The following is a 21,555-nucleotide window of genomic DNA, read 5'->3' as shown; positions in this document are numbered from 1 at the left end:
CTACCCAACATCGTCCGAACGGTAGAGCGCGGTGGCGCCGGGATCGGCCATGCCAGCCCAGATCCGCTGCAAGCCCTCGCCAGCTCGGCCGCTTGTCGGGTCGATCGCGACGAACGAGACTCCGCCGTGCGTGGTCCGCGACGTCGGCTTGCCGAGCCCCGCGATCGCGGTCGCCTCGAGCGGCTCGAAGAACCCGCGGGACAGCCCAATCGCGACGCAGTGCTTGTACCAGTTGACCTCGCAATAGCCCGCATCGAACTTGAAATGACGAACGTCGGCCTTGTCGCCCCCGCGGCCAGATACCCGCGCAACACGCGCTCGGCCGCTTCGTCGTCGCTGTGATCCGACGAATAGATGTGACCGATACCACGCCGGCGATCGAGCCCGATATCCCAGATCCAGCCAGAGTCCTTCGCGGTCGAGCTGGTGTACGAAGCAATCGGCTCGTCCGGCCGCGCATAGGGGCGTTGCGCGGTGATTGCGCGGGTGCAGAACAGCGCGTCGCGACAGGATTGGAACGGCTGCTTTAGTGCCCTTAGCGACGTACCCAAGTCCACACATCGCCAAGTATATGAGGGCGGGCAGGCGATCGCATGATGCGCCTCCAATTTGGTGGGCCGGCTCCGCTAACCTGACGCTATGCACGAGAAGCGGGCGATCCGACGACCGATACGATTTTTCGCGCCATGACGAGATGGCTTGCATGTCCGAATGCTGACGCCATACCCGAAAATCGGAAACATATGTAATTCCCAGAGCAGTTTAACCGGCATTTTCACATAGATCGGTGGACTTTGTTAATCGGTTGGCTAGCCCCGCCCTCTGTTTTGAGAGGACGTAGTTATGGGCGAACGGGTCGGGATCGCAGTGATCGGACTGAATGGCGCGGTGGCCACTACCGCGGCGGCGGGGATCGCGATGATACGCGCGGGGTCGAACGACCTGTCGGGCTTGCCGCTCGCCAGCCGCGACGTCGAGGGCATGGCGGCATACCGCGACCTGCATTTCGGCGGCTGGGACCTCAGCCATGACGACCTCGCGACCGCTGCGCTCAAGCACGGCGTGCTCACCGAGAGCGATCTTGCCAATGGGGCTGCAAGCCTGTCGGACATGCGGCCCTGGCCCGCCGTCGGATCGACCGATTTCTGCGCGAACATCGACGGCGCCAACAAGATCGCCGCGCCCGGGCACCGTGCCGCGGTCAAGCACATCCAGGACGATCTCGCACGCTTCAAGAGCGAGCAGAATCTCGACCGGGTGGTGATGATCAATCTCGCCTCGACCGAGCGCAAGGCCGATCTGGCTGCGGACGCGCTGACCAGCGTCGAGGGGTTCGAGCGCGGTCTCGACAGCGACGACGCGGCGATCAGCCCGGCGATGCTCTACGCCTATGCCGCGATCGCCAGCGACACGCCCTATGCCAATTTCACGCCGTCGGTCGCCGCCGACGTCGCCCCCCTTGCCGAGCTGGCCAGCCAGCGCGGCGTGCCGATCGCCGGCAAGGACGGCAAGACCGGGCAGACGTTGCTGAAGACCGTGATCGCGCCAGCGTTGCGTGATCGCGCGCTGCATGTCGACGGCTGGTTCTCGACCAACATCCTGGGCAATTCGGACGGCCTCGCGCTCGACGATCCCAAGAGCCTCGCGTCGAAGGTCGACACCAAGAAGTCGGTGCTCGACCAGATTCTCGGCTATCCGGTCGAGGATCACATCATCATGATCCATTATTACAAGCCGCGCGGCGACAATAAGGAAGCGTGGGACAATATCGACCTGACCGGCTTCCTGGGCCAAAAGATGCAGCTGAAGCTGAACTTCCTGTGCAAGGATTCGGTGCTCGCCGCGCCGCTTGCGATCGAGATCGCGCGCTGCCTAGCACTCGCGCAGACGCGCGGCGACGGCGGCGTGCAGGACCAGATGGGGATCTTCTTCAAGATGCCGCAGACCGCCGATGGCGGCGAGCCGATCCACGCGTTCGGCGAGCAGCAGCTTATCCTCGACACCTGGCTCGACCGCCGGTGACGTTTGACGCAGCGTATCTGCCGCTGTTGCGCGAACTCGGCGACCTGAAGCGGATCCGCTCGGCGGAGCGCGACGGGTCGATTGCGGAGCGGTTGTTCGCGCGCGGCTGGGCGGCGCTGGCGGCGGGCGAGGTACCGGCGGCCGTCATGCGGCGCACCGTCGCTGCCGCGCTCGCCGCGGCGCGGCTGGGCGATCTCGACCGTGCGACGCTGGCCGAGCTTGGGCTGTCGGACGCGGAAGCGCGCGTCGTGCTCGAACGTGCGTTCGACGAGGTGGCGGTGCTGCTCGACCCGGCGCTCGCCGCCGAGCTGCGTAATGCGCTGCCGGACGGGGCGCCGGCGGCCGGGCCGGTGCCGCGGTTCGTGCCGCAGCTCGCGACCCAGCCGCGCGCGGGCGTCACCTGTCCGGGGCGACCGCGCCTGCTGCTCCAGCCCGCCGAAAACCATGCCGAGCATTGCCTGATCGTCGCGGTGTACGGCGTGCTCGCGGCGCCCGGCTATGGCGCGGATCCGGCGGAGGTGTTTCTCGCGTCGATGGCGCATCACTTCCACAATGCCGCGATGCCCGATGCGGGGTTTACCGGCGAGGTGCTGCTCGGCGACCTGCTCGACCGCGTGATCGATGCCGCGCGCGAACAGGCGATGGCGATGCTCGACCCGGCGGTCGCGGCACAGGTCCGCGCGGCGATCGCGCCGATCGCCGGCGATGCCACCCCGGCGGCCCGCGCGTTCCATGCCGCCGATGTGCTCGATCGGGTGCTGGAGATCGAACAGCATCTCCGCGCCGCGTCGGCAACGATGGACAGCGTCCTTCACACCTATGAGCTCGTCCATGCCGGACCGGTCAAGACGTTCCACGACCGCGTGCTGAGCGACGTCGGTCTGTTGTGACCTATCGCTCGCCGCTTTCCGGACGGCCGCTGATCGCGGATACGCCGCATTCGTTCGCCGCCCCCGGCGAGCGCTGGCCGGTGGTCGACGGCATCCCGTATCTGCGGACCGACAGCGAAGGTCTGGTGGCGGTGGCGCTCGACCATCTCGATGCGGGCTGCCCCGACGATGCGCTCGTCGCGTTGCTGACCGACCAGGATGCGTGGTGGACCGGCCCCGCGACCGATCTCGGCGAGCTGAAGCAGCTGGTGCGCGAGCGCGACACGCTGTCGCTGCGCGCGGCAATGGCGTTGCTCCGGATGGGACCGGTGGCCGATTATTTCGCGCATCGCTGGAGCGACCCGACCTATCTCGCCGGCCTCGCGCTGGTCGAGGCGCACTGGCGGCAACCCGACACCGCGTTCGAGCTCGCCTGCGGGATCGGGCATTATCTCCGCGAACTGTCGGCGCGCGGCGTCGCGTGCGTCGGCGCGGACGTCGTGTTCTCGAAATGCTGGCTCGCCAAGCATTGGGTGGCGCCCGCCGCGGACTATGTCGTGTTCGACGCCGCGGCGCAGTGGCCGGTCGCGGCGCAGCGCTTCGACCTGGTCGCGTGTCACGACGCCTTTTATTTCCTGCCCGATCAGCCCCGTATCGCCGACCTGTTGCGCGAGGCCGTCGCGCCCGGCGGCGTGCTCGCCGTCAGCCATATCCACAACGCCGCCGTCGCGGGCGGAGCGCTGGGACCCGCACGTGCCGGCGCCGATTGGGCAGCCTTGTTCCCCGATGCCAGCGTCTATGACGAGCGCGAGTTGCGGCGCGCGTTGCTGGCGGGGGATGTACCCGCCCCGACCCGGTGGTCCGACGATCCCGCAATCGAGGCCTGGTCGATCGTCGAACCGGACGGCGGTGCGCCCCGGTCGCTGACCGGTGGGCTGGCGATGCCGGTCAGCGATGCGGTTCTGGTACCCAACCCGTTGCTCGATGCCGACACGCCGCGTTGGCCCTCCGATCGCTACCGCGCGGAATATGGCGCAGCGGCCACATGGCTGTCGGATACCGGCGATGCAGCGCGGAACCGACGCGTCCTCGACCTGCCGGCACGGTGGTGAGCATGCGCTGGGGCATCGTCGGCTTCGGCTGGGTCGCGCGCGACTATATGGCGCCGGGGATCGCGGCATCGGGCGGAACCGTGGTCGCCATCGCCGACCCCTCGCCGATGGCGCAGGCCAGCGCGATGTCGGGCGGTATCCTCGCCTACGATACCGCCGAGGTGATGCTGGCCGATGCCGAGCTCGACTGCATCTACGTCGCCACGCCCAACAACCTCCATGCCGACCCGGTCCGCGCGGCGGTCGCAGCGGGCGTTCCGGTGCTCTGCGAGAAGCCGATCGCCGCGACGCTGGACGATGCCGAGGCCATCGGATCAGCCGTCGCGGGACATCTCTACGGCACCGCGTTCGACCAGCGCCATCACCCCGCGCACCGCGCGATGGCGCAGGCGATCCGCGACGGGGTGATCGGCCGACCGATCGCGGTGCGCATCGTCTACGCGTGTTGGGTGGATCCAAGCTGGTCGCCGACCGCTGGCGATGGCGGATGCAACTGGCGCGCCGATCCGGCCGCAGCCGGCGGCGGCGCGGTCATCGACCTTGCGCTGCACGGCCTCGATCTGGCGGCAATGCTCGTCGACGAACCGCTCGCGCGCCTGCACATCGACCTGCAACGGCGTATTCACGACTATCCGGTCGACGATGGCGGCATCCTGTCGGGGCGCACCGCAGGCGGCATCCTGGTCCAGAGCCATGTCGCCTATAACTGCCCTGAGGTGCTGCCGCGCCGTCGGCTCGAGATCCTCGGCGAGGACGGCTTGCTGGTCGCGACCGACACGATGGGCCAGACCGAGGGCGGCACCGTGATCCGGCGTTGCGCGCGCACCGGGGACGAGACCGCCCTGCCCTTCGACGCCGCGCTGTCGCCCTTTGCCGCGCAGGCCGCCGCGTTCGCCGCCGCCGTCCGCGGCGACGCGCATGATTTCTCCATTGACCGGGACCTGTCGCTGATGCGCCTATTCGACGCCGCCTATAGCGAGGCGCGATCGTGCCTTTGAACTGGTATGCCTGCGCCCATTGCGGCTTCTGGCAGCGACACTTCGCGCCCGCCGATTGCCCGGTCTGCAACGACACGCGCAACGACCTGCCCGAGGACGGCTGGCGCTTCCTTCCGGAGCAGGACGTTGCGGCAAGCCATGACGGCAGCTGGCGTCAGGTTGCCGACGATCTCTGGGCGTTCACGACCACGCCGCATCTCGGGCTCGGCGGTACCGGCTGGCTGATCGTGCGTGAGGGCGGCAATATCGCCTTCGAGGCCGCCCCCTATTATTCGCCCGCAATGCTCGACCAGATCGCGCGGCTTGGCGGCATCCGCTATCTCGCCGCCAGTCACGCGCATGGCTATGGAGCGCTGTTCCAACTCCAGCGCGACTGCAACCCGGAGATGCTGGCGATCCACAAGGACGACCTCGGCATGACCAAGGCGTTCCGGGTCACGACGCCCTATGACGACGTCCTGGAGATCGCGCCGGGCTATACGCTGCATCACGTCGGCGGCCATTACGAAGGTCAGGCGGCACTTCATGACGCGGTCGGCAAGCGCCTGTTCTGCGGCGACATGTTCAAGATCGACCAGGATGAAGCGGGGGTCAGCCACGCAATCTCGAGCCACAAGGCGTTCCACAAAGACATCCCGCTGACGCACGGAGAGATCCGCCATTACCGCGCGGTGATCGCGCCGCTGGCGTTCGATGCCGTCCTGACTCCGTTCGAATATGCCCCCGAAGTCGGCCGCGATGTCGCCGTCGCCGTGCTCGACGAGGCGCTGGCCCGTGCGCCGGGCGTGAAGAGGATCCCGCTATGACCCGCACGATCACCGGCCTGCCCGAACAGTTGAACGCGGCCTGCCATCTGTATCTCGACGCGTTTCCCGCAGGCGACATCGTCGCGTTTCCGATCGACGGCATCGACCGTGTCGGCATCCCGGTCTGGGTGGTCGCATTGTTCCCCGAAACCACCGACCTCGACGGCATCATGCCCTACGGCGTCGGCTATGGTGCGACCGACGAGGCCGCGATCCTCGGCGCGTTGGGCGAGATCGCCGAGATGGTCTGGCCGACGCTGACCTTGTCCGCGCGCGGCAAGACGCATGGCAGCTATGCCGACCTCGTTCGCGAACGCGGCGAACGCGGGATCGCCGATCCGCTGACGCTGTGCCTGCCCGCTGGGTCCCCGGTCGGCCGCGAGACGTCGCTCGACTGGGTCGAGGCCAGGCGGTGGGCGGACGGCTCGAGCGTCCTCGTGCCGATCGACCTCGCCGCTTATTCCGCGAAGGAACTGGCCCCTGGCTACGTGCCGTTCACAACGATCATTTCCAACGGGATGGGCGCGGGGCCGGACCTCGACTGGGCGATCGGCCACGGTCTGTGCGAGATTCTTCAGCGCGACGGCAACGGGTTGCTGTTCCGCGCGCTCGACCGCGGCGTCGCGATCGACCTGCCCGAATGCCTGCCCGCCGAGATCGGCGACCTGATAAACCGGTTCGCGGCCGCCGACGTCCGCGTGATCCCCAAATTCGCGACCGACGAGTTCGGGCTCGCCAACGTCTATTGCGTCGGTGTCGATGCGCGCGAGCCCGCGGTGCCGATCATGGCGACGGCGTGCGGCGAGGCGGCGCATCCCGACGCGGTGCAGGCGCTGGCCAAGGCGATCGCCGAATACGCCGCCAGCCGCGCGCGCAAGGCGTTCGCGCACGGCCCGATGGCGCTTGCCGAGACAATCGCGCCGCGCGGCTATATCGACCGGTTCATGGCGCAGGCCGGCGGCGCGGCGAAATCGAGCGACAGCCGCGCATTCACGGAAATGCAGCGCTGGACCGACGTCGACGCCGCGACCCTGCGCGACTGGCTTGCCGGGACGATGCTCGCCGAGCGCAGCCGCCATGCCTTTGCCGAGCTGCCCCGTGCCGACGTCCCCTATGCCCGCGCGCGCGGCCAATTGGCGCGGGAGGCGGTCGAGACGGCCGGGTTCGACATTCTCTACGTCGACATGTCCCCCGCGGATTCCAGCGTCGCGGTCGTCAAGGTGATCGTGCCGGGCATGGAAGTCGAGACGATGAGCTATTACCGGATCGGCGAACGCAACGTCGCCAAGCTGGTCGCGCTCGACAGCCCGCTCATCAGCTTCGGCGGCGAGGCGACCGCGACGCGCCGGCCCGTCCGCCTGACGGACGAAGCAATCGCACGGCTGGGCGGCCAGCCCTTCTTCGATACCGCGCTGGCGGATGAGATCGTCGGCCCGCTCTATCCGCTCTACCGCGAACCCGAGGCGCATCACGTCGCCTGGTCCGAACAGAGCCTCGAGACGGAGGCGACACGATGACGCTGCGATACGCCTACAACACCAACGGGGCGGCCAACCACCGGTTGGACGACGCGCTGCACCTGATCGCGGACGCGGGCTATGACGGCGTCGCGCTGACGCTGGACCATCACCACCTCGATCCCTTTGCCGACGATTGGTCGCGCGAGGCGGAGCGCGTCGGCGCGCTGCTCCGGTCGCTGGGGCTGGGATCGGTGATCGAGACCGGCGCACGCTATCTGCTCGACCCGCGCGACAAGCATGAACCGACGCTCGTCACGGCGGACCCCGCAGGGCGTGAGCGGCGGGTCGCGTTCCTCGCCCGCGCGCTCGAGGTCGCCGCGATCCTGAATGCCGAGACCGTGTCGTTCTGGGCGGGTGTGCCGAAACCCGGTGTCGCCCGGCACGATGCGCTCGACTGGCTCGACTCGGGGCTCGGCAAGGTCGTCGAGCATGCGGCACGGACCGGCATTCCGGTCAGCCTCGAGCCAGAACCCGGCATGCTGATCGAGACGGTGGAAGACTATGCGCGGCTCGCGCGCCGCCATCCGAACCTGCGTCTCGCGCTCGACACCGGCCATTGCCTCGTCACGCAGGACATCGCCCCCGACGCCGCGGTGCGCGCCTATGCCGACTGCCTCGGTACCGTCGCGGTCGAGGACATGCGTCGCGGCGATCATACGCATCTGCCGTTTGGGCAAGGCGACATGGACATTCCCGCCATCCTTGCCGCGCTGGAGTCGATCGGCTTCGACAAGCTGGTTTGCGTCGAGTTGTCGCGCGAGAGTCCGCGCGCGCATCAGGCCATTCCGGAGTCGATCGCCTATCTGCGCGCGGCGCTGTCCTGATGCGGATCTGCTTCGTCTCGCGCCGGTTTTTCCCGGCGATATCGGGGATGTCGATCTACGCGATCAACCTGTTGCGGCAGCTCCTCGCCGCGGGCCACGACGTGACGATGATCAGCCAATATTACGGCGATCCCGCACGCGCCCGCGTCTATGGCGGCGGCCCCCCGCCCCTGGTGCCGGGCGTGCGCGTCGTCGGCCTCGAGGCGCTCGGCGAACAGGACGGCGGCGACTTCGAACGCGATATCGATGCGATGGTCGAGGCGATTACGCGCGAGCATTCGCTCCATCCGTTCGACCTGCTCCACGCGCAATATGGCTATCCGACCGGCTGGGCGACGATGATTGCCGCCCAGCGTCTCGGTCTACCCTGCGTCGTGTCGATCCAGGGCGGCGACGGGCATTGGGTCGGCTCGTGCTGCGAGACGCACCGGCTCGCGATGGTGCGCGTGCTCGACCATGCCGGCGCGCTGCTGATCGGTGGCGCCAGTTTCGCAGGCGAAGTCCACGACCGGCTCGGCACCGCGCTCGACAGGTTCACGATCGTGCCGGGGGCGGTCGACACCGACCATTTCACGCCGGCATCGACGACCGCGCCCGAAGGTCCGGTCCGCCTGCTCTATCACGGCCGCGTCGATCGTCGCAAAGGTGTGCTCGACTTCCTCCGCGCGCTACCGGACGTAGGCGGGGCCTGGCACGCGACCATCTCCGGCATCGGTCCCGACGTCGACCCCGCCCAGGCGCTTGCGACAGAGCTGGCGCTCACCGAACGCGTGACGTTCAGCGGCTATGCCGACTATGACGCGGTCCCCGAACTCTACCGCGCGCATGACGTATTCGTTTCGCCGACCTATGCCGAGGGGTTCTCGAACACCATCGTCGAAGCGATGGCGTGCGGGCTCGCGGTCGTCTCGTGCCACGCCGTCGGCGTCGTCGACTGCGTCCGCGACGTCGAGAACGGCCTGCTGACCGATCCCGGCGATGTGCCTGCGCTCGCGGCGTCGCTGACTCGCATCATCACCGATACCAGCCTGCGCACGCGTCTGGCGACCGCGGCGCTGGAAGAATGCCGCCGGGTCTATAGCTGGGACGCGGTCGGGCAGCAGATCGCCGGCCTCTACCGCGACCTGAGGGGCCATCCGCAAACCGGCTTCGATCCGACCCTGCCGATGACCCCCTGCCGCTTCCGCAGCGAACCACATCTGTTGTGAGCGATCGATGAGGCTGCTCGCGATATCGCCGCATCTGGACGACGCGGCCTTCTCCGCAGGCGGGCTGCTGGCGTCGCGATTCGACCAGGGCTGGGACGTTACCGTCGCGACGTGCTTCACCGGCAACGTTGCGCAGCCAACCGGGTTCGCGCTCGCCTGCCAGCTCGACAAGGGGCTGGGCGCCGATATCGACTATATGGCGCTGCGCCGTGGCGAGGATCTTGCTGCGTGCCGGGCACTGGGTTCGCGCGCGATCCATTTGCCGTTCCTGGAGGCGCCCCACCGCGGTTACACCTCGGCAAAGATGTTGTTCGCGGCACGCCTGCCCGACGACCGGATCGTCGACGATCTCGCGGCGGCACTGGTCGAGCTTTTTGCGGCGGAAAAGCCGGATATTGTGCTGGGGCCGTTGTGCCTCGGCAACCATGTCGACCATCATGTCGTTCTGGACGCGATACGGCGATCCTATGCCGATCTTACCGTGTTGTTATGGGAAGACTGGCCTTATGCCGACCGCGAAGACCGCGTTGCCGCCATGCCCGCGGTGATCGAACAGCTCACGCCCCAAACGCGTGCGCGGCGTATCGCCGCCTGCGCCGCATACGGGTCGCAACTCGGCTTCCAGTTCGGCGGCGTAGAGGCGATGTCCGCGCGGACCGAACGGATCTTCGAGGAACGGTTCTACCCGCTTCACGCGCACTGATCGACCGTCGCCCGTCGCCGCGCGTCCCCCAATTCCAAGCAGAGCTATCGCCATGACCGAAGTTTCCGTCGTAACCCTGGGCAAGGGGCGCCCCGACCATCTCGTCAATGTCGTGCTTGGCCTGACGCGCCAGACGCTAATGCCGACCGAGCTGATCGTCGCGGTCATGCAGGATGAGCTCTACGTGCTCCCCGACGCGCCGTTCCCGATCCGCCAGATCCAGATCGTCGCCGATGCGCTCCCCCTTGCGGCGGCGCGCAACGCCGCCACCCGCGTCGCGACCGGCGAGGTCATCGTCTTCCTCGACATGGATTGCATCCCGACGCCGACTCTGGTCGCGGACTATGCCGGGTTCCTCGCCGGGTTCGACGGGTTGCTGATGGGCGAGGTGCTGTATCTGCCGGGCGGTGCGACCGCCGGCGACTGGTCGTATGACCGGTTCGCCGAGATCGCGGTCAAGCATTCCGACCGCCGCGGCCCCCCGCCCCAGGGTATCGAGATTTGCACCGACTATCGCTGCTTCTGGTCGCTGAGCTTTGCGATGCGGCGCGCGACATTCCTCGGGCTAGGCGGTTTCGACGAACGCTATGTCGGCTATGGCGGCGAGGATACCGATTTCGGCAAGGCGATCGACGAGGCGGGCATCCCGATCGCCTGGGTCAAGGGTGCGCTGGCCTATCACCAATACCACCCCCACCACATGCCGCCGGTCCACCATCTCGACAGCGTCGTGCGCAACGCCGAGCTGTTCGAGACAAAATGGGGCTATCGGACGATGGGTCACTGGCTGCACGCCTTCCGCCTCATGGACCTGATCGACATGACGCCGGGGCGGCCGATCCGCATCCTGCGCCGGCCTGACGCCGCCGATCTTGCGCTGACCGGGCAGCAGAGCCACCAGCCCTATGCCAATACCGCGACCGTCATCCGCTTGCTCGAAGACCGGCTCGCGGCCACCGAGAAAGCCGCGGCGGCCGAATGAGGATCGTGTGCATGACGGCCCCCAAGCATCTGGGCGAGCAGCGCGCCATTCTCGCCGCATTCTATCGAACGCATGTCGCGATCGGGTCACGCTACGCGCTGGTAGACTTTCCAGACCATGCGAATGTCGGCGACAGCGCGATCTGGCTTGGCGAACTCGCTTTGCTGCGGCAGATAACGGGACGCGATCCGTGCTACGTCTCGACCTGGCACGATTTCGACCTCGATGCCTTTCGCGATGCCTGCCCCGACGGCGTCCTGTTCCTGCATGGCGGCGGAAACCTTGGCGACATCTGGCCGCATCACCAGCTGTTCCGCGAGGATATCCTCGCGACGGTGCGCGACCGAACCGTCGTACAGCTCCCCCAGTCGATCCATTTTCGCGTGCCGGCGCAGGTCGATCGCTTCGCCAGGCTCGTCGCCGACCATCCGGACTTCGTCCTCTACGTCCGTGATGCCCGCAGCCTGGACTTCGCGCGCCAGCATTTGTCATGCTCGTCGCACCTCGCACCGGACTCGGCCTATGCTTTGGGCGAACAACTGCGTGGCGCGCCGCAGGGCGACGTGCTGATGCTGATGCGCACCGATGACGAACGGCAGGGCTATGCGGTACCGTCGGAGGATGGAGCGACCGTCGTCGACTGGCTCGAGGATGATGCCGATCTGCCGCTCGGGAGCAGCGCGACGGCGCGTGAGGCGCAAGCCGTCGCCCGCGTCGACCGGGGGCTGCGGCTGCTCTCGCAGGGCCGGGTCGTCGTGACGGATCGGCTGCACGGCCACATCATCGCGGACCTGCTTGGTATCCCCCACGTCGTGCTCGACAACGAATACGGCAAGATCGCAGCATATCTGGACGCTTGGGCCGGGCCAGATGCGATCGTGACGAGGGCGACGACGAGCGAACAGGCCCTGGTCCTGGCCAAGCAGCGCATCGGCGCAACGTGACGCAGGCGATCGACGTCAGTCTCCTCGTCTGCACGCGAAATCGGGCAAGCTCGCTAGCGTCGACGCTCGAGTCCGTGGAGCGGGCGGCAGCCTATGCCGACCACCTCGCCGTGGAAATCGTCCTGGTGGACAATGGCTCGATCGACGATACCCCGCGGCGATTGGCGCAATGGCAGGCGATGCAGCCTTTCTCCGTCCATCTCGTCCACGAGCCGCATCCAGGGCTGGCCCGGGCCCGCAATACGGGGCTAGCGCGCTGCACAGGACGCATCGTGGCCATGACCGATGACGATTGCGTCCTACATGAAAACTATTTCTCAGCGCTCTGCGACGCGTTCGAAAGGGTCAGCAGACCGGCGATCATTGGCGGCCGGATCCTGCTGGGCAACCCTGCCGATCTCCCCGTCACCATCAAGCTCGAAGATCACCCGATGGTCGCGCCCTCGCAAGGGTTTCCGGGTGGTTTCGTCATGGGGGCAAATCTGGCGTTCACCGCGGATGTCCGACGATTGACGGGATGCTTCGACGAACGGTTCGGCGCCGGTGCGCCATTCATAGCGGCCGAAGATACGGATTTTCTGTTTCGTGCGGCAGGCCTTGGCGTTGCGGTGCTCTATGACCCGCGGATGGTCGTCGACCATCACCACGGGCGTCGCGATGTTGACGATGAGACCCGGTTGCTGGCGGGCTACAGCTTTGGCGACGGTGCGCTGTACGCCAAATATCTCTTCTCCGACCGGCGCGCGCTTCGTGCCATCGTGGACGACATTCTGGCAGTACGCTTCGACCTGACGCGGCCGGTGACCACGCATGCCGGCATCAGGCGATTCTACTGGTTCCGCCTGCGCCACAAGTCCCGCGGCTTCACTTATTTCTGGTGGATCGCGATACGATCGAAGCTGCGGCGAATTATGTCGTGGGGCGCCTGACAAGGCTCTGATGCCGCTGGTTATTCTATTGCAATCCACCATATTCCGTCGATGGGCGGACGGGTGAAACGGATAGCGGGTCTGGTCGAGGCAGAGGCTCGGATGACGGCCGCCGAGGACATCGGGCGGTGCGGACTGTGCGAGCGCCCCCTCGGTAAAAAAGTCGAATGGCATCACCGGATACCGAAGAGCCGCGGTGGTACGGAGGTCATGCCAGTCCATCCGATCTGTCACCGCATCATCCATGCCAGCGTCTCCAACCAGGAGCTGGCCACGACATTCGCGGACGTCGCGGTTTTGAAGGCACGGCCGGATATCGGTCGCTTCCTGCGCTGGATCGCAGACAAGCCTGCGGATTTTCACGCGCCGACCCGCCGCGCGGGGTAGCGGCCTGCCGCGCTCCACCTGCAAACGTCAGCGTCCCGTAGACGATCGCTCCAAAGCTGCCTTTCCGGTTTTACGATGGCCGCCGTTCGTCCCCCTGGCTTACAACCTTTTACCTCACGGTTTGCCATGGTCTCGAGCAGATGCACTTATGGTCGCAGGCTTGCCATCGTCTGGTCCGTCAGCAAACGCTGGTCGGTTATACCGACTTTCCTCACCGAGCCTGAGTCAGATCGCGCCTCTTACATCGATGGGTCCTGAACCTAGACGTGAATTCCCTCATGGCTGAGCCAAGATCGAGCTCGCCCATTGCGGCTGAAATGGTCGACTCAAACCCGGACATTGCCGCTCGCGTTCGAAGTTCTCGTCATCGAGCGTTGGTCATCCGACCATCGTCCTGGCGTAGACTAGTCCCGTTCCATCCTTCTTGAGCCCGACTGCGTCACAAACGTGGCTAACGATCGTGCGGCGCTGCGAGCGGCCCCGCGATCGGCGATCATCCGCATCTCGACTCGTAGCGCGGAGCGGTCGATATCCAGCTTCACCCAGCCTGCCTGCTCGACATCGTGAAAGCGTATATGCGGATTATTGCGTTCGACCTCGCCAAACCGACCCGCTGGCGGCGACGCGGCGGCGAGCGCCGAGGTGACAATCTCGCTGCCGATCGCCGAACCGCTCGGACCATCGAGATCATTGACCCAGAAGGAGTGCACGTCGCCACTCAGGACGATCGGATTCTGTACGGCTGGGCGCGTCATTTCGCGCAGCACTCGGTCTCGGTTGGCGGCATAGCCATCCCATTGATCGCTGAACGTCGACCGGTGCGCGCCGTCGAGCCACAGCGGCGCGAAAAAGACCTGTTGCGCGACAAGCGTCCAAGGACGCGTCTCACCCCCCAGCCGGTTGGATAGCCAGCGTTCCTGCGTATCGCCCATGATCGTGCGAAACGGCGCCGCGGCGTCCGCACAGGCATCAAGCCTTACATTGCGCGCAACGTTCGGCGCAGCGCAGGGCGGCGCGCTGCGATATTGGCGCGTATCCAGCACCGAGAGCGACGCGAGCTCCGCCCAGTCGACAGCACGATACAGTTGAGCCTCACGCCGTCCGCGCCACAGGCTCGGGCGGATCGGCATATGCTCGAAATAGGCCTGGGACGCCGCGGCACGCCGGGACGCGAACAGTGCTGGCGGCAGGCCCTCGCGATTGGCAAGCCCGGCATAATCGTTCAGCACCTCGTGATCGTCCCACGTCACCACCCACGGACATGCGCGATGGGCCGCCTGCAAATCTGGATCCGTCTTGTAGAGCCCATGGCGGCGTCGGTAGCCCTCGAGGTCGCGCGGCTCAGGCGCGCCGAAAGCGCGGACGCGCGGGACGTCGGGATAGCTTTGTTCGTAGATGTAATCGCCAAGTTGCAGGATCATGTCTGGCTCGGCCGCGACGATATCGCGGTAGACGCCAAACTGCGCCTGCTCCCAGTGCTGGCATGACGTCGCCGCAAGCCGCAACCGGTCCGCAATCCGTGGCACCGTCACCGCGCGACCGACCGGGCTCGTCGCACCGAGCGCATGGAAACGGTACCAATAGGGACGCCCGGCGGGCAGCCCGACGATCTCGACATGCACTGCATGCGCCCGTTCGGGGTGCGCCAGGCCCCTCCCGGTCCGCACGATCCTGCGAAACGCGGCATCGGTTGCGATCTCGTACCGTACCATGACGGCCGCTGCCTGCAACGGCTCGAGCTGCGCGCCGACGAGCCGTGTCCACAGCACGAAGCCGTCGGCGCTAGGATCACCACTAGCGACACCGAGTGCGAACGGATCAGTGTAAGCCCGCGCACCGGCATCGATTCCGATCGTCGGCAGCACCGCAAGCGACGCCATCGCGCCGATGAGCGCGCGACGATGCCAAAAGATATCCGAACCGGCCATGATGGCCACCGCGCTATCGGCGGCACGTGACCGGTTCGTGACAATCGGCCCGAACGTCACAATTCCGTAGCGTCGTCGTAATGAAAGCGTCCTCAATCGAACCTAGTCGGGCGGCAACGATCACTGCTTGAGCGGTGACGCTCCACAGTCTCACCAGGCGGGAACCCCAGTGATTTCGAAAACGCTTTTGCTTGCCTCGGCAAGCGCGATGCTGGCTGTCGCCAGCCCTGCCCTTGCCCAAACGTCGCCCGACGCCGCGCCCACGCAGGACGCACCGGACACGAACGGTGAGATCGTCGTCTACGGCACAGGGAAAGTCCGCCAGGAACAGACCGTCTCCCGCAAGGCGATCGAAATCCTTCCACCGGGCAGCTCGCCGCTGAAGGCCGTCGCCCGCCTGCCCGGCGTCGCGCTCCAGAGTTCCGACCCGTTTGGCAGCTACGAGCTCGGCACGCGCCTGTCGGTGCGTGGCTTCAACCAGAGCCAGATGGGCTATACGCTCGACGGCGTCCCCCTTGGCGACATGTTCTACAACGGGCACAACGGCCTGCACATCAGCCGTGCGATCGCCGCCGAGAATATCGCGCGCGTCGACGTGTCGCAGGGCGCCGGCTCGCTCGGTATCGCTTCGACAAGCAATCTGGGTGGCAACCTCGAGTTCGTCTCTCGCGCGCCGTCGCAGGTGATGGGCGGCGAGGTGGCGCTGACCTACGGCATGTACGACACTGTGCACCTTTACGGTCGGCTCGACAGTGGGAAGCTGTCGACGGGCACGCTGCTGTCGGTCTCCGGCGTGGTCCACGACGCGAGCAAGTGGAAGGGGTATGGCAACCAGTCTGATACAAAGGTGAACGGCAAGATCGTCCAGACGCTTGGCGACGCGACGCTGACCGGCTGGCTCAACTACTCGCTCCACAAGGAGCGCAACTACGCCGATCTGTCGCCGGCAACGCTGGACCGGATCGGTTACGGGCTCGACTTCCTGCGGCCGGACTATGCGACCGCCATCCGGCTGTCCCAGGTGAGTGCGAACCAGACCGCGCGCGCCGCCAATCGGGCACTGCCCTTCCCGACCGCGGGTGTCGTGTTCCCGACGCCGTACACCAACGTAAACGATACCTATTACGACAGCGGCGGCGTGCGTCGCGATTGGCTCGGTGCCCTGACGCTCGACATGCCGATCGCGGACTGGCTCGATACGACCGCAACCTACTACCACCATTACGACAAGGGCAGCGGCGGCATCTACACCCCGGCGGTATTCTCGCCCGATGGCTTCGCGCTGTCGGTTCGCACCACCGAATATGGCATCAAGCGCGACGGTGGCATCGCCAACGCGACCGCGCGGCTGGGCGATCACACGCTGCAGTTCGGCTATTGGCACGAGGACAATCGCGCCAGCACCGACCGCAATTATTATGCCGCCAGCCTGACGAACCGCCCCGACGTCACCGACTTCCTCGCCAATCCGTTCCGCAGCGACTTCCTGACCGACCTCACCACCGTCACCAACCAGTATTTCGTCAGCGACAGCTGGAAGATCCTCGACGCGCTGACGATCGCCGGCGGCTTCAAGGGAACGCGCGTGTCCAACGGCATCACGACGACGTTCGGCACGCCGTTCATCAACGGCAGGATCGCGGCAAAGGACTGGTTCCAGCCTCAGGTCGGCGCGACCTACAGACTCGGACGGCAAGAGTTTTTCGCCAATTATGCCGAAAACATGCGCGCCTATATCAGTTCGTTCCGCGGACCTTTCGGCACGACGCAGGCGGGCTTCGAGGCGATCCGCGATACGCTCAAGCCCGAAACCTCGCGCACGGTCGAGGCGGGCTGGCGGTTCGATCTTGGCGGCTTGCGCGGCGTGATCGCGGGCTACGACGTCAAGTTCAAGAACCGGCTGCTCGCGGCGTTCAGTGGCGCGAACATCCTTGGCAACCCGAGCATCCTGCAGAACGTCGGCAGCGTGACCAGCCGCGGCGTTGAGATCGGCGCGACCTATCAAGTTACCCGCCCGCTCTCGCTGATCGCCTCCTATTCGTACAACGACAGCACCTATGACGACGACACCGTCAACGGCGCTTCATTCGTGCCTACCAAGGGCGTCCGCACCGTCGACACCCCCGCGCACCTCGCCAAGGGCGAGATCAATTACGATGACGGCATGTTCTTCGGCAACGTCGCGGGCGCCTACACCTCGCGGCGCAACGTCACCTATACCGGCGACGTGACGGTCAAGGGCTATGCGCTGTTCGACGCCGCAGTCGGCTATCGCTTCCCGGCGAGCAGCGCGCTGGCCGGCGTCGAGATTCAGGTCAACGCGGTGAACCTGACCAACGAGAAATACATCGCTGCGCTCGGCTCGGGCCAGTTCTTCAACACCGCGGCCTCGCTCAACAACACGCTGCAAGCGGGATCGCCGCGGCAGGTGTTCGGCACGATCCGCCGACGTTTCTGATGCAAACGGCATCGGCCGCCGCTCGATCGGTGCCGTTACTGTGAAATGCCTTCCTTTCCGATCAATACGGGTTGGGCATTTTGCCCCTCTGTCGTGCCAATTCGCTCCGCGGCCTCGGAAGCGTGTCAACCGAGCGATATGGCCGCTCCAACGTCCGGCTAGTATCGCGATGACGGTGTTGCCGCATCCGGCAAACGCTGAAATTCACGCGGGGTTGGCGAACAGGCTCGAGGCCGCTGCCAACATATAACTGCTTGTTTAGTAAAGAAGATTAACGCGCCTCATGAGGCTTTCAGGTGGCCGTGCGTTTAGCCCACTCGATGAGGAGAGGGATGGGCATGGATCAGAAGAGCGCGCCGTTGGCGGATGCACTGGCAGCTATTGAAAAGAGGCCGGTGGTGGGCTTCGGCGCACCCGGCCACAATCAGGGCTCGGTCATTCCCAGCGGGATGAAGGCACTGCTCGGCAAGCGCGTGTTCCAAGCGGACGTGCTTACTCCCAAGGGGCTCGACGATCGTACCGAGGGCAAGCTGGCGCTTCAACGGGCGCACGAGATTGCGGCAGAGGCGTGGAATGCCGATTTCTGCCGGTTCGTAACCGGCGGGTCCACGCAAAGCCTTCACACCGCAATGGCGTCCGTCGCCGGGCCGGGCGACACCATATTGATCGCCGCAAACGCTCATAAAGCCGAGCGCACCTATGCGCTAGCAACGGGGCTTGATGCCGTCATCGTGCCCGTACAGATCGACGAAGCATGGGACATCGAGCATGGTGTCGAGCCTCAGGCGCTCAGCACGGCGCTGGCGGCGCATCCGACTGCCAAGGCGTTCATCGTCGTCAGCCCCACTTATTATGGCGTCACGAGTGACATAGCGGCGCTTGCTTCTGTTTGTCACGATCACGGCATTCCCCTCATCGTCGACGCCGCCTGGGGCGGAGCGTTCGCGTTCTGCGAAGGTCTGCCGGACGACCCGCTTACCAAGGGGGCGGACATCGCCGTCTACAGCGCACACAAAACGATGGGAGCGCTCGCTCAAGGTTCGGTGATCGTCGCCAAGGGCAACCTGGTCGATCGCCAGCGTCTCTGGATGGCCTATGAACTTTTCGAGACCACCAGCCCGTCGGTGCCGATCCTTGCCACGCTCGATGCGACTCGGCGCGACCATGCGCTGAACGGTGAGCAGATGTGGGCTGGCGTCATCAAGCTTGCGGAACGGGTGCGCAAGAAGATTGCGGGTATCGCGCCGCTACGCGTGTTCGGTCATGGCGATCTGCCACCGGACGGTGATCTGGATGTCACCAAGGTCCTGATCGACGTCTCGGCGCTGGGCGTATCGGGATATGCCGTCGACGACTGGCTCTACAAGCATCACCGGATCAGCATGGGGCTGTCGGACGCCCGGCATATTCTCGCGGTTCTGTCGCTGGGTACGACCAGGTCCGACCTCCGCACGCTCGTCCGCGGCTTGCAGGATCTGGTAAAGCAGCTCGCGTCCGATCCCTCCATCCTGCCGGCGATCTCGCCTGTGCCCGGGATCGGCACCCTGTCCGTCGACATGGCGATGTCCGGGCCTACAGCGCTGTTCGGTCCCGCAGAGATGGTCGCATACGAGGCCTCGGCAGGGCGGATCGCGGCGGAGATGATCGCCCCCGCGCCGCCCGGTGTCCCTCGGCTGGTGCCGGGCCAGCGCATCACCGCGGCGCATGTCGCATGGCTTGTCGCGAACCGTGATACCGGCGCTTTCGTCATGGATCCGGTCGACCCGACGGAGGCGACTCTCAGAGTAGTGCGTGGCTGACGGAGGAACCACTTCGGCTCCCCAGATCTTACGACAACTTCAGCCAGGTAGAAACGTAATGCAGACCCAGACCGACGAACATTGGATGCAGATGGCGATCAACGTCGCGCGCTCGAAAGGGTGCGATCCTTCAACCTCGCCACTCGGATGCGTCATCGTGCTGGACGGCAAGGTGATCGCCGCCGAACGCAACCAGACCAAGGAGCTGCCCGACGCGACTGCGCATGCCGAAATGATGGCGATCCGTCGCGCGTGCGAGCAAACCGGCGAACTCGAGCTCCGCGGGGCTACGCTATACTCGACGCTCCAGCCGTGCGGCATGTGCACGATGGCGTCGATCTGGTCGAAGGTTGGCCGCGTTGTCTACGGCGCCGGCCGCAATGACGTGCATCCGATGTATTTCGAGGCCAAGCACGTCGATACGCTCGGGTTCATCGGGGACGCCTATCGCGACGACATCGAGATCGAGGGCGGCTGCCTGCGCGAGACCTGTGCGGAGCTCTATTACGGCCCTGATGCCGACCTGAGCGAGGAAGACCAGGCCAACCTCTAAGGCGGCAGCACGCCGTCACGGCAACGGGCCGCCGTTCCTAAATTCGGCCGCATCTTCTGGTGTAAGAGCAGGGTCAGCGTGCGGCGATGAACGCCGTATCGACCGGCCAATGATCGACGGCACGTTGCCGGTCGCCCAAACGCATGGCAGTATCGCTGCTGCATACGACCTGTACTGTCAGGCGTCGGCGACAGGAGGGTTGGTATGAGCGTCACGCGGTGGTCGTGGGTGCCGTTGGGGATCGCCGGATCGGTCGTCGCCGGGGCGCAGGGCATCAAGCCATCAGTTCCGCCGTCACCGCCACCTGTAATGCAATCGCAGACGCCCGACTATCCCGGGATACACGCCGCCGGGCCGGGTGCGGCGCAATCAACGATGACGATATGGCGCGCGGGATCGGCTATGTGCGGTGAGCAACCGGTCGTGGTGACACAGGCGCCCAACCCGCTCCCTACGCTGAGCTGGGGCGGGATGAAGCAAGCGCCAGTGCGCGTCATCTTCCGTATCGACACGACCGGACGGCCGCTCGGCATTGCGCGCGAGGAGCAACGCTTCGGGCAAAGCACTGGCGACCTGCTGCCTGCGCTGGCAGCCGCGCGCTTTGCGACGGGCATGATCCGCAACGACTGCTCCATCGCCTTCACGCCGGACCAGGTGCCGCTGGATGAAGTCCCTGCGGAGATCGCGATGGCCTACACCGTGTTCCCGACTGGGGCCCGCGCTCCCGAGGCGCTGTGGCGGCGCATCCGTCCCACCGACACGACATGCTTCGACCCGACACCGGCGCTGCTCAATCGCGCTTTTCCCGATTTCACTACGATCGCAGGCAAGCCAGGGCAGCCGCTTTGGAGCATGGTCGGATACGACATCGACGCCGACGGCAAGCCGGTGCGCGTCCGTAGCTTGGCTGGTTCGCGATCACCCCTACTGGACGCCGCTTCGCGGCAGGCGGTGGAACAGTCCCGGTTTGGAAAGGGCGCGCGGCGCGGCTGCCTCTACCCTTATTGGAAAATCGCCGATCCAATGGCCGCGCCCGAGCCGCCGGCCCGCGAGAGCATGCCGGCCCAGCCTGCAGCGTGCCAGACGCTCGGCGAGTGGACGCGCGCGCCGCGGTTGATCTACCCGAACGACTATCGCCGTCGCGGGATCGAGGGATGGGCAATCGTCTCCTATGACATTGCGCCCTGGGGTGCGCTAGGGAACGTAAAGGTGCTTGACGCCGAGCCGACCAGCGACTTTGGCGAAGCGGCGAAGACCATGTTCATGGGGCTTAGCCGCAACCCGTCCGAGACCGGCGCAAGCGGCTGCATGGACCGCGTGCGGTACGTCATGGGGACGCCAGGCAGGCCTTTGCCAGCGGAGGAGGCTCCATCGCCGTTATACTAGCGAAATCTAGAGGTTACGCCCTCACCTGTCGTAACACGCCGTCACCTAGTTCCATGCCCGAGTAGCATTTCCCCCGCCACCGTGGCGGACGTCGGCGACATACCGTCGCTCGCTCACCCGCCTTCTG

Annotated in this window: 19 protein-coding genes and 1 pseudogene; 17 read left to right on the top strand and 3 right to left on the bottom strand. The window is 66.0% G+C overall.

Features of this window, described 5'->3' with window-relative positions; genetic code table 11:
• Positions 1 to 396, bottom strand: a complete 396-nt coding sequence (locus EV283_RS10845; RefSeq protein WP_278044222.1) for a tryptophan 7-halogenase — start codon at positions 394 to 396, stop codon at positions 1 to 3.
• Positions 354 to 557: pseudogene (locus EV283_RS19565) on the bottom strand (tryptophan 7-halogenase); the annotation flags it as partial. The pseudogene EV283_RS19565 and the gene EV283_RS10845, both read right to left, overlap by 43 nt.
• Positions 558 to 843: 286 nt before the next feature.
• Here EV283_RS19565 and EV283_RS10840 point away from each other — a divergent pair.
• The 13 genes from EV283_RS10840 to EV283_RS10780 all read left to right on the top strand — a co-directional run bounded on the left by EV283_RS10840 (position 844) and on the right by EV283_RS10780 (position 13,304).
• Positions 844 to 2,022, top strand: coding sequence for an inositol-3-phosphate synthase (locus tag EV283_RS10840; protein WP_130325277.1), 1,179 nt, complete (start codon positions 844 to 846; stop codon positions 2,020 to 2,022).
• Complete coding sequence (locus EV283_RS10835; protein WP_130325275.1) at positions 2,019 to 2,912, top strand: hypothetical protein; 894 nt, start codon at positions 2,019 to 2,021, stop codon at positions 2,910 to 2,912. The genes EV283_RS10840 and EV283_RS10835 overlap by 4 nt, the downstream gene beginning before the upstream one ends.
• A complete protein-coding gene (locus tag EV283_RS10830; protein ID WP_130325273.1) occupies positions 2,909 to 4,003 on the top strand; it encodes a class I SAM-dependent methyltransferase in 1,095 nt (364 codons plus the stop codon). Before EV283_RS10835 ends, EV283_RS10830 begins: the two co-directional genes overlap by 4 nt.
• Before the next feature lie 2 nt (positions 4,004 to 4,005).
• A complete protein-coding gene (locus EV283_RS10825; protein ID WP_207223103.1) occupies positions 4,006 to 5,001 on the top strand; it encodes a Gfo/Idh/MocA family oxidoreductase in 996 nt (331 codons plus the stop codon).
• Positions 4,992 to 5,807, top strand: a complete 816-nt coding sequence (locus EV283_RS10820; protein WP_130325269.1) for a hypothetical protein — start codon at positions 4,992 to 4,994, stop codon at positions 5,805 to 5,807. The genes EV283_RS10825 and EV283_RS10820 overlap by 10 nt, the downstream gene beginning before the upstream one ends.
• Complete coding sequence (locus EV283_RS10815; protein WP_130325267.1) at positions 5,804 to 7,324, top strand: YcaO-like family protein; 1,521 nt, start codon at positions 5,804 to 5,806, stop codon at positions 7,322 to 7,324. The genes EV283_RS10820 and EV283_RS10815 overlap by 4 nt, the downstream gene beginning before the upstream one ends.
• A complete protein-coding gene (locus EV283_RS10810; protein WP_130325265.1) occupies positions 7,321 to 8,151 on the top strand; it encodes a sugar phosphate isomerase/epimerase family protein in 831 nt (276 codons plus the stop codon). The genes EV283_RS10815 and EV283_RS10810 overlap by 4 nt, the downstream gene beginning before the upstream one ends.
• Positions 8,151 to 9,359 carry a glycosyltransferase family 4 protein gene (locus tag EV283_RS10805; RefSeq protein WP_130325263.1) on the top strand — a complete coding sequence of 403 codons (1,209 nt, stop codon included), beginning with the start codon at positions 8,151 to 8,153 and terminating at the stop codon, positions 9,357 to 9,359. The genes EV283_RS10810 and EV283_RS10805 overlap by 1 nt, the downstream gene beginning before the upstream one ends.
• A 7-nt stretch (positions 9,360 to 9,366) precedes the next feature.
• On the top strand, positions 9,367 to 10,062 hold the full coding sequence (locus EV283_RS10800; protein WP_130325261.1) for a PIG-L family deacetylase: 696 nt from the start codon (positions 9,367 to 9,369) through the stop codon (positions 10,060 to 10,062).
• Positions 10,063 to 10,114: 52 nt separating this feature from the next.
• Positions 10,115 to 11,044 (top strand): galactosyltransferase-related protein, encoded by a 930-nt coding sequence (locus EV283_RS10795; protein WP_130325259.1) that lies wholly within the window; start codon positions 10,115 to 10,117, stop codon positions 11,042 to 11,044.
• Positions 11,045 to 11,055: 11 nt separating this feature from the next.
• Positions 11,056 to 11,988, top strand: coding sequence for a polysaccharide pyruvyl transferase family protein (locus EV283_RS10790; protein WP_130325257.1), 933 nt, complete (start codon positions 11,056 to 11,058; stop codon positions 11,986 to 11,988).
• Positions 11,985 to 12,917 (top strand): glycosyltransferase family 2 protein, encoded by a 933-nt coding sequence (locus EV283_RS10785; protein ID WP_242615918.1) that lies wholly within the window; start codon positions 11,985 to 11,987, stop codon positions 12,915 to 12,917. Before EV283_RS10790 ends, EV283_RS10785 begins: the two co-directional genes overlap by 4 nt.
• Positions 12,918 to 13,019: 102 nt before the next feature.
• Complete coding sequence (locus EV283_RS10780) at positions 13,020 to 13,304, top strand: HNH endonuclease (protein ID WP_130326045.1); 285 nt, start codon at positions 13,020 to 13,022, stop codon at positions 13,302 to 13,304.
• Positions 13,305 to 13,708: 404 nt separating this feature from the next.
• Here EV283_RS10780 and EV283_RS10775 read toward each other — a convergent pair whose 3' ends face one another.
• Complete coding sequence (locus EV283_RS10775; RefSeq protein ID WP_130325255.1) at positions 13,709 to 15,232, bottom strand: alkaline phosphatase D family protein; 1,524 nt, start codon at positions 15,230 to 15,232, stop codon at positions 13,709 to 13,711.
• A 169-nt stretch (positions 15,233 to 15,401) separates the two neighbouring features.
• On the opposite strand from EV283_RS10775, the gene EV283_RS10770 reads away from it, so the two are divergent.
• The 4 genes from EV283_RS10770 to EV283_RS10755 all read left to right on the top strand — a co-directional run bounded on the left by EV283_RS10770 (position 15,402) and on the right by EV283_RS10755 (position 21,428).
• Positions 15,402 to 17,690, top strand: a complete 2,289-nt coding sequence (locus tag EV283_RS10770) for a TonB-dependent receptor (protein ID WP_130325253.1) — start codon at positions 15,402 to 15,404, stop codon at positions 17,688 to 17,690.
• A gap of 338 nt (positions 17,691 to 18,028) precedes the next feature.
• Complete coding sequence (locus EV283_RS10765; protein WP_130325251.1) at positions 18,029 to 19,489, top strand: aminotransferase class V-fold PLP-dependent enzyme; 1,461 nt, start codon at positions 18,029 to 18,031, stop codon at positions 19,487 to 19,489.
• Positions 19,490 to 19,547: 58 nt separating this feature from the next.
• Positions 19,548 to 20,042: a nucleoside deaminase gene (locus EV283_RS10760; protein ID WP_130325249.1), complete on the top strand. Its 495-nt coding sequence runs from the start codon at positions 19,548 to 19,550 to the stop codon at positions 20,040 to 20,042.
• A gap of 204 nt (positions 20,043 to 20,246) precedes the next feature.
• Complete coding sequence (locus EV283_RS10755; RefSeq protein WP_130325247.1) at positions 20,247 to 21,428, top strand: TonB family protein; 1,182 nt, start codon at positions 20,247 to 20,249, stop codon at positions 21,426 to 21,428.
• The last annotated feature ends 127 nt before the right edge of the window (positions 21,429 to 21,555 follow it).

Origin of the sequence: Sphingomonas sp. BK036 (assembly GCF_004216825.1) — a bacterium.
In the GTDB taxonomy this organism is placed as follows: Bacteria; Pseudomonadota; Alphaproteobacteria; order Sphingomonadales; family Sphingomonadaceae; genus Sphingomonas.
This window is presented reverse-complemented; position numbering and strand designations above follow the sequence as displayed.

What these genes read in the sequence shown, in the direction of transcription:
- EV283_RS10790 (WP_130325257.1), top strand. Translation starts at nt 11,056, where the DNA reads ATGACGGCCCCCAAGCATCTGGGCGAGCAGCGCGCCATTCTCGCCGCA.
- EV283_RS10800 (WP_130325261.1), top strand. Translation starts at nt 9,367, where the DNA reads ATGAGGCTGCTCGCGATATCGCCGCATCTGGACGACGCGGCCTTCTCC.
- EV283_RS10840 (WP_130325277.1), top strand. Translation starts at nt 844, where the DNA reads ATGGGCGAACGGGTCGGGATCGCAGTGATCGGACTGAATGGCGCGGTG.
- EV283_RS10805 (WP_130325263.1), top strand. Translation starts at nt 8,151, where the DNA reads ATGCGGATCTGCTTCGTCTCGCGCCGGTTTTTCCCGGCGATATCGGGG.
- EV283_RS10765 (WP_130325251.1), top strand. Translation starts at nt 18,029, where the DNA reads ATGGATCAGAAGAGCGCGCCGTTGGCGGATGCACTGGCAGCTATTGAA.
- EV283_RS10810 (WP_130325265.1), top strand. Translation starts at nt 7,321, where the DNA reads ATGACGCTGCGATACGCCTACAACACCAACGGGGCGGCCAACCACCGG.
- EV283_RS10755 (WP_130325247.1), top strand. Translation starts at nt 20,247, where the DNA reads ATGAGCGTCACGCGGTGGTCGTGGGTGCCGTTGGGGATCGCCGGATCG.
- EV283_RS10775 (WP_130325255.1), bottom strand. Translation starts at nt 15,232, where the DNA reads ATGGCCGGTTCGGATATCTTTTGGCATCGTCGCGCGCTCATCGGCGCG.
- EV283_RS10780 (WP_130326045.1), top strand. Translation starts at nt 13,020, where the DNA reads ATGACGGCCGCCGAGGACATCGGGCGGTGCGGACTGTGCGAGCGCCCC.
- EV283_RS10795 (WP_130325259.1), top strand. Translation starts at nt 10,115, where the DNA reads ATGACCGAAGTTTCCGTCGTAACCCTGGGCAAGGGGCGCCCCGACCAT.
- EV283_RS10760 (WP_130325249.1), top strand. Translation starts at nt 19,548, where the DNA reads ATGCAGACCCAGACCGACGAACATTGGATGCAGATGGCGATCAACGTC.
- EV283_RS10815 (WP_130325267.1), top strand. Translation starts at nt 5,804, where the DNA reads ATGACCCGCACGATCACCGGCCTGCCCGAACAGTTGAACGCGGCCTGC.
- EV283_RS10825 (WP_207223103.1), top strand. Translation starts at nt 4,006, where the DNA reads ATGCGCTGGGGCATCGTCGGCTTCGGCTGGGTCGCGCGCGACTATATG.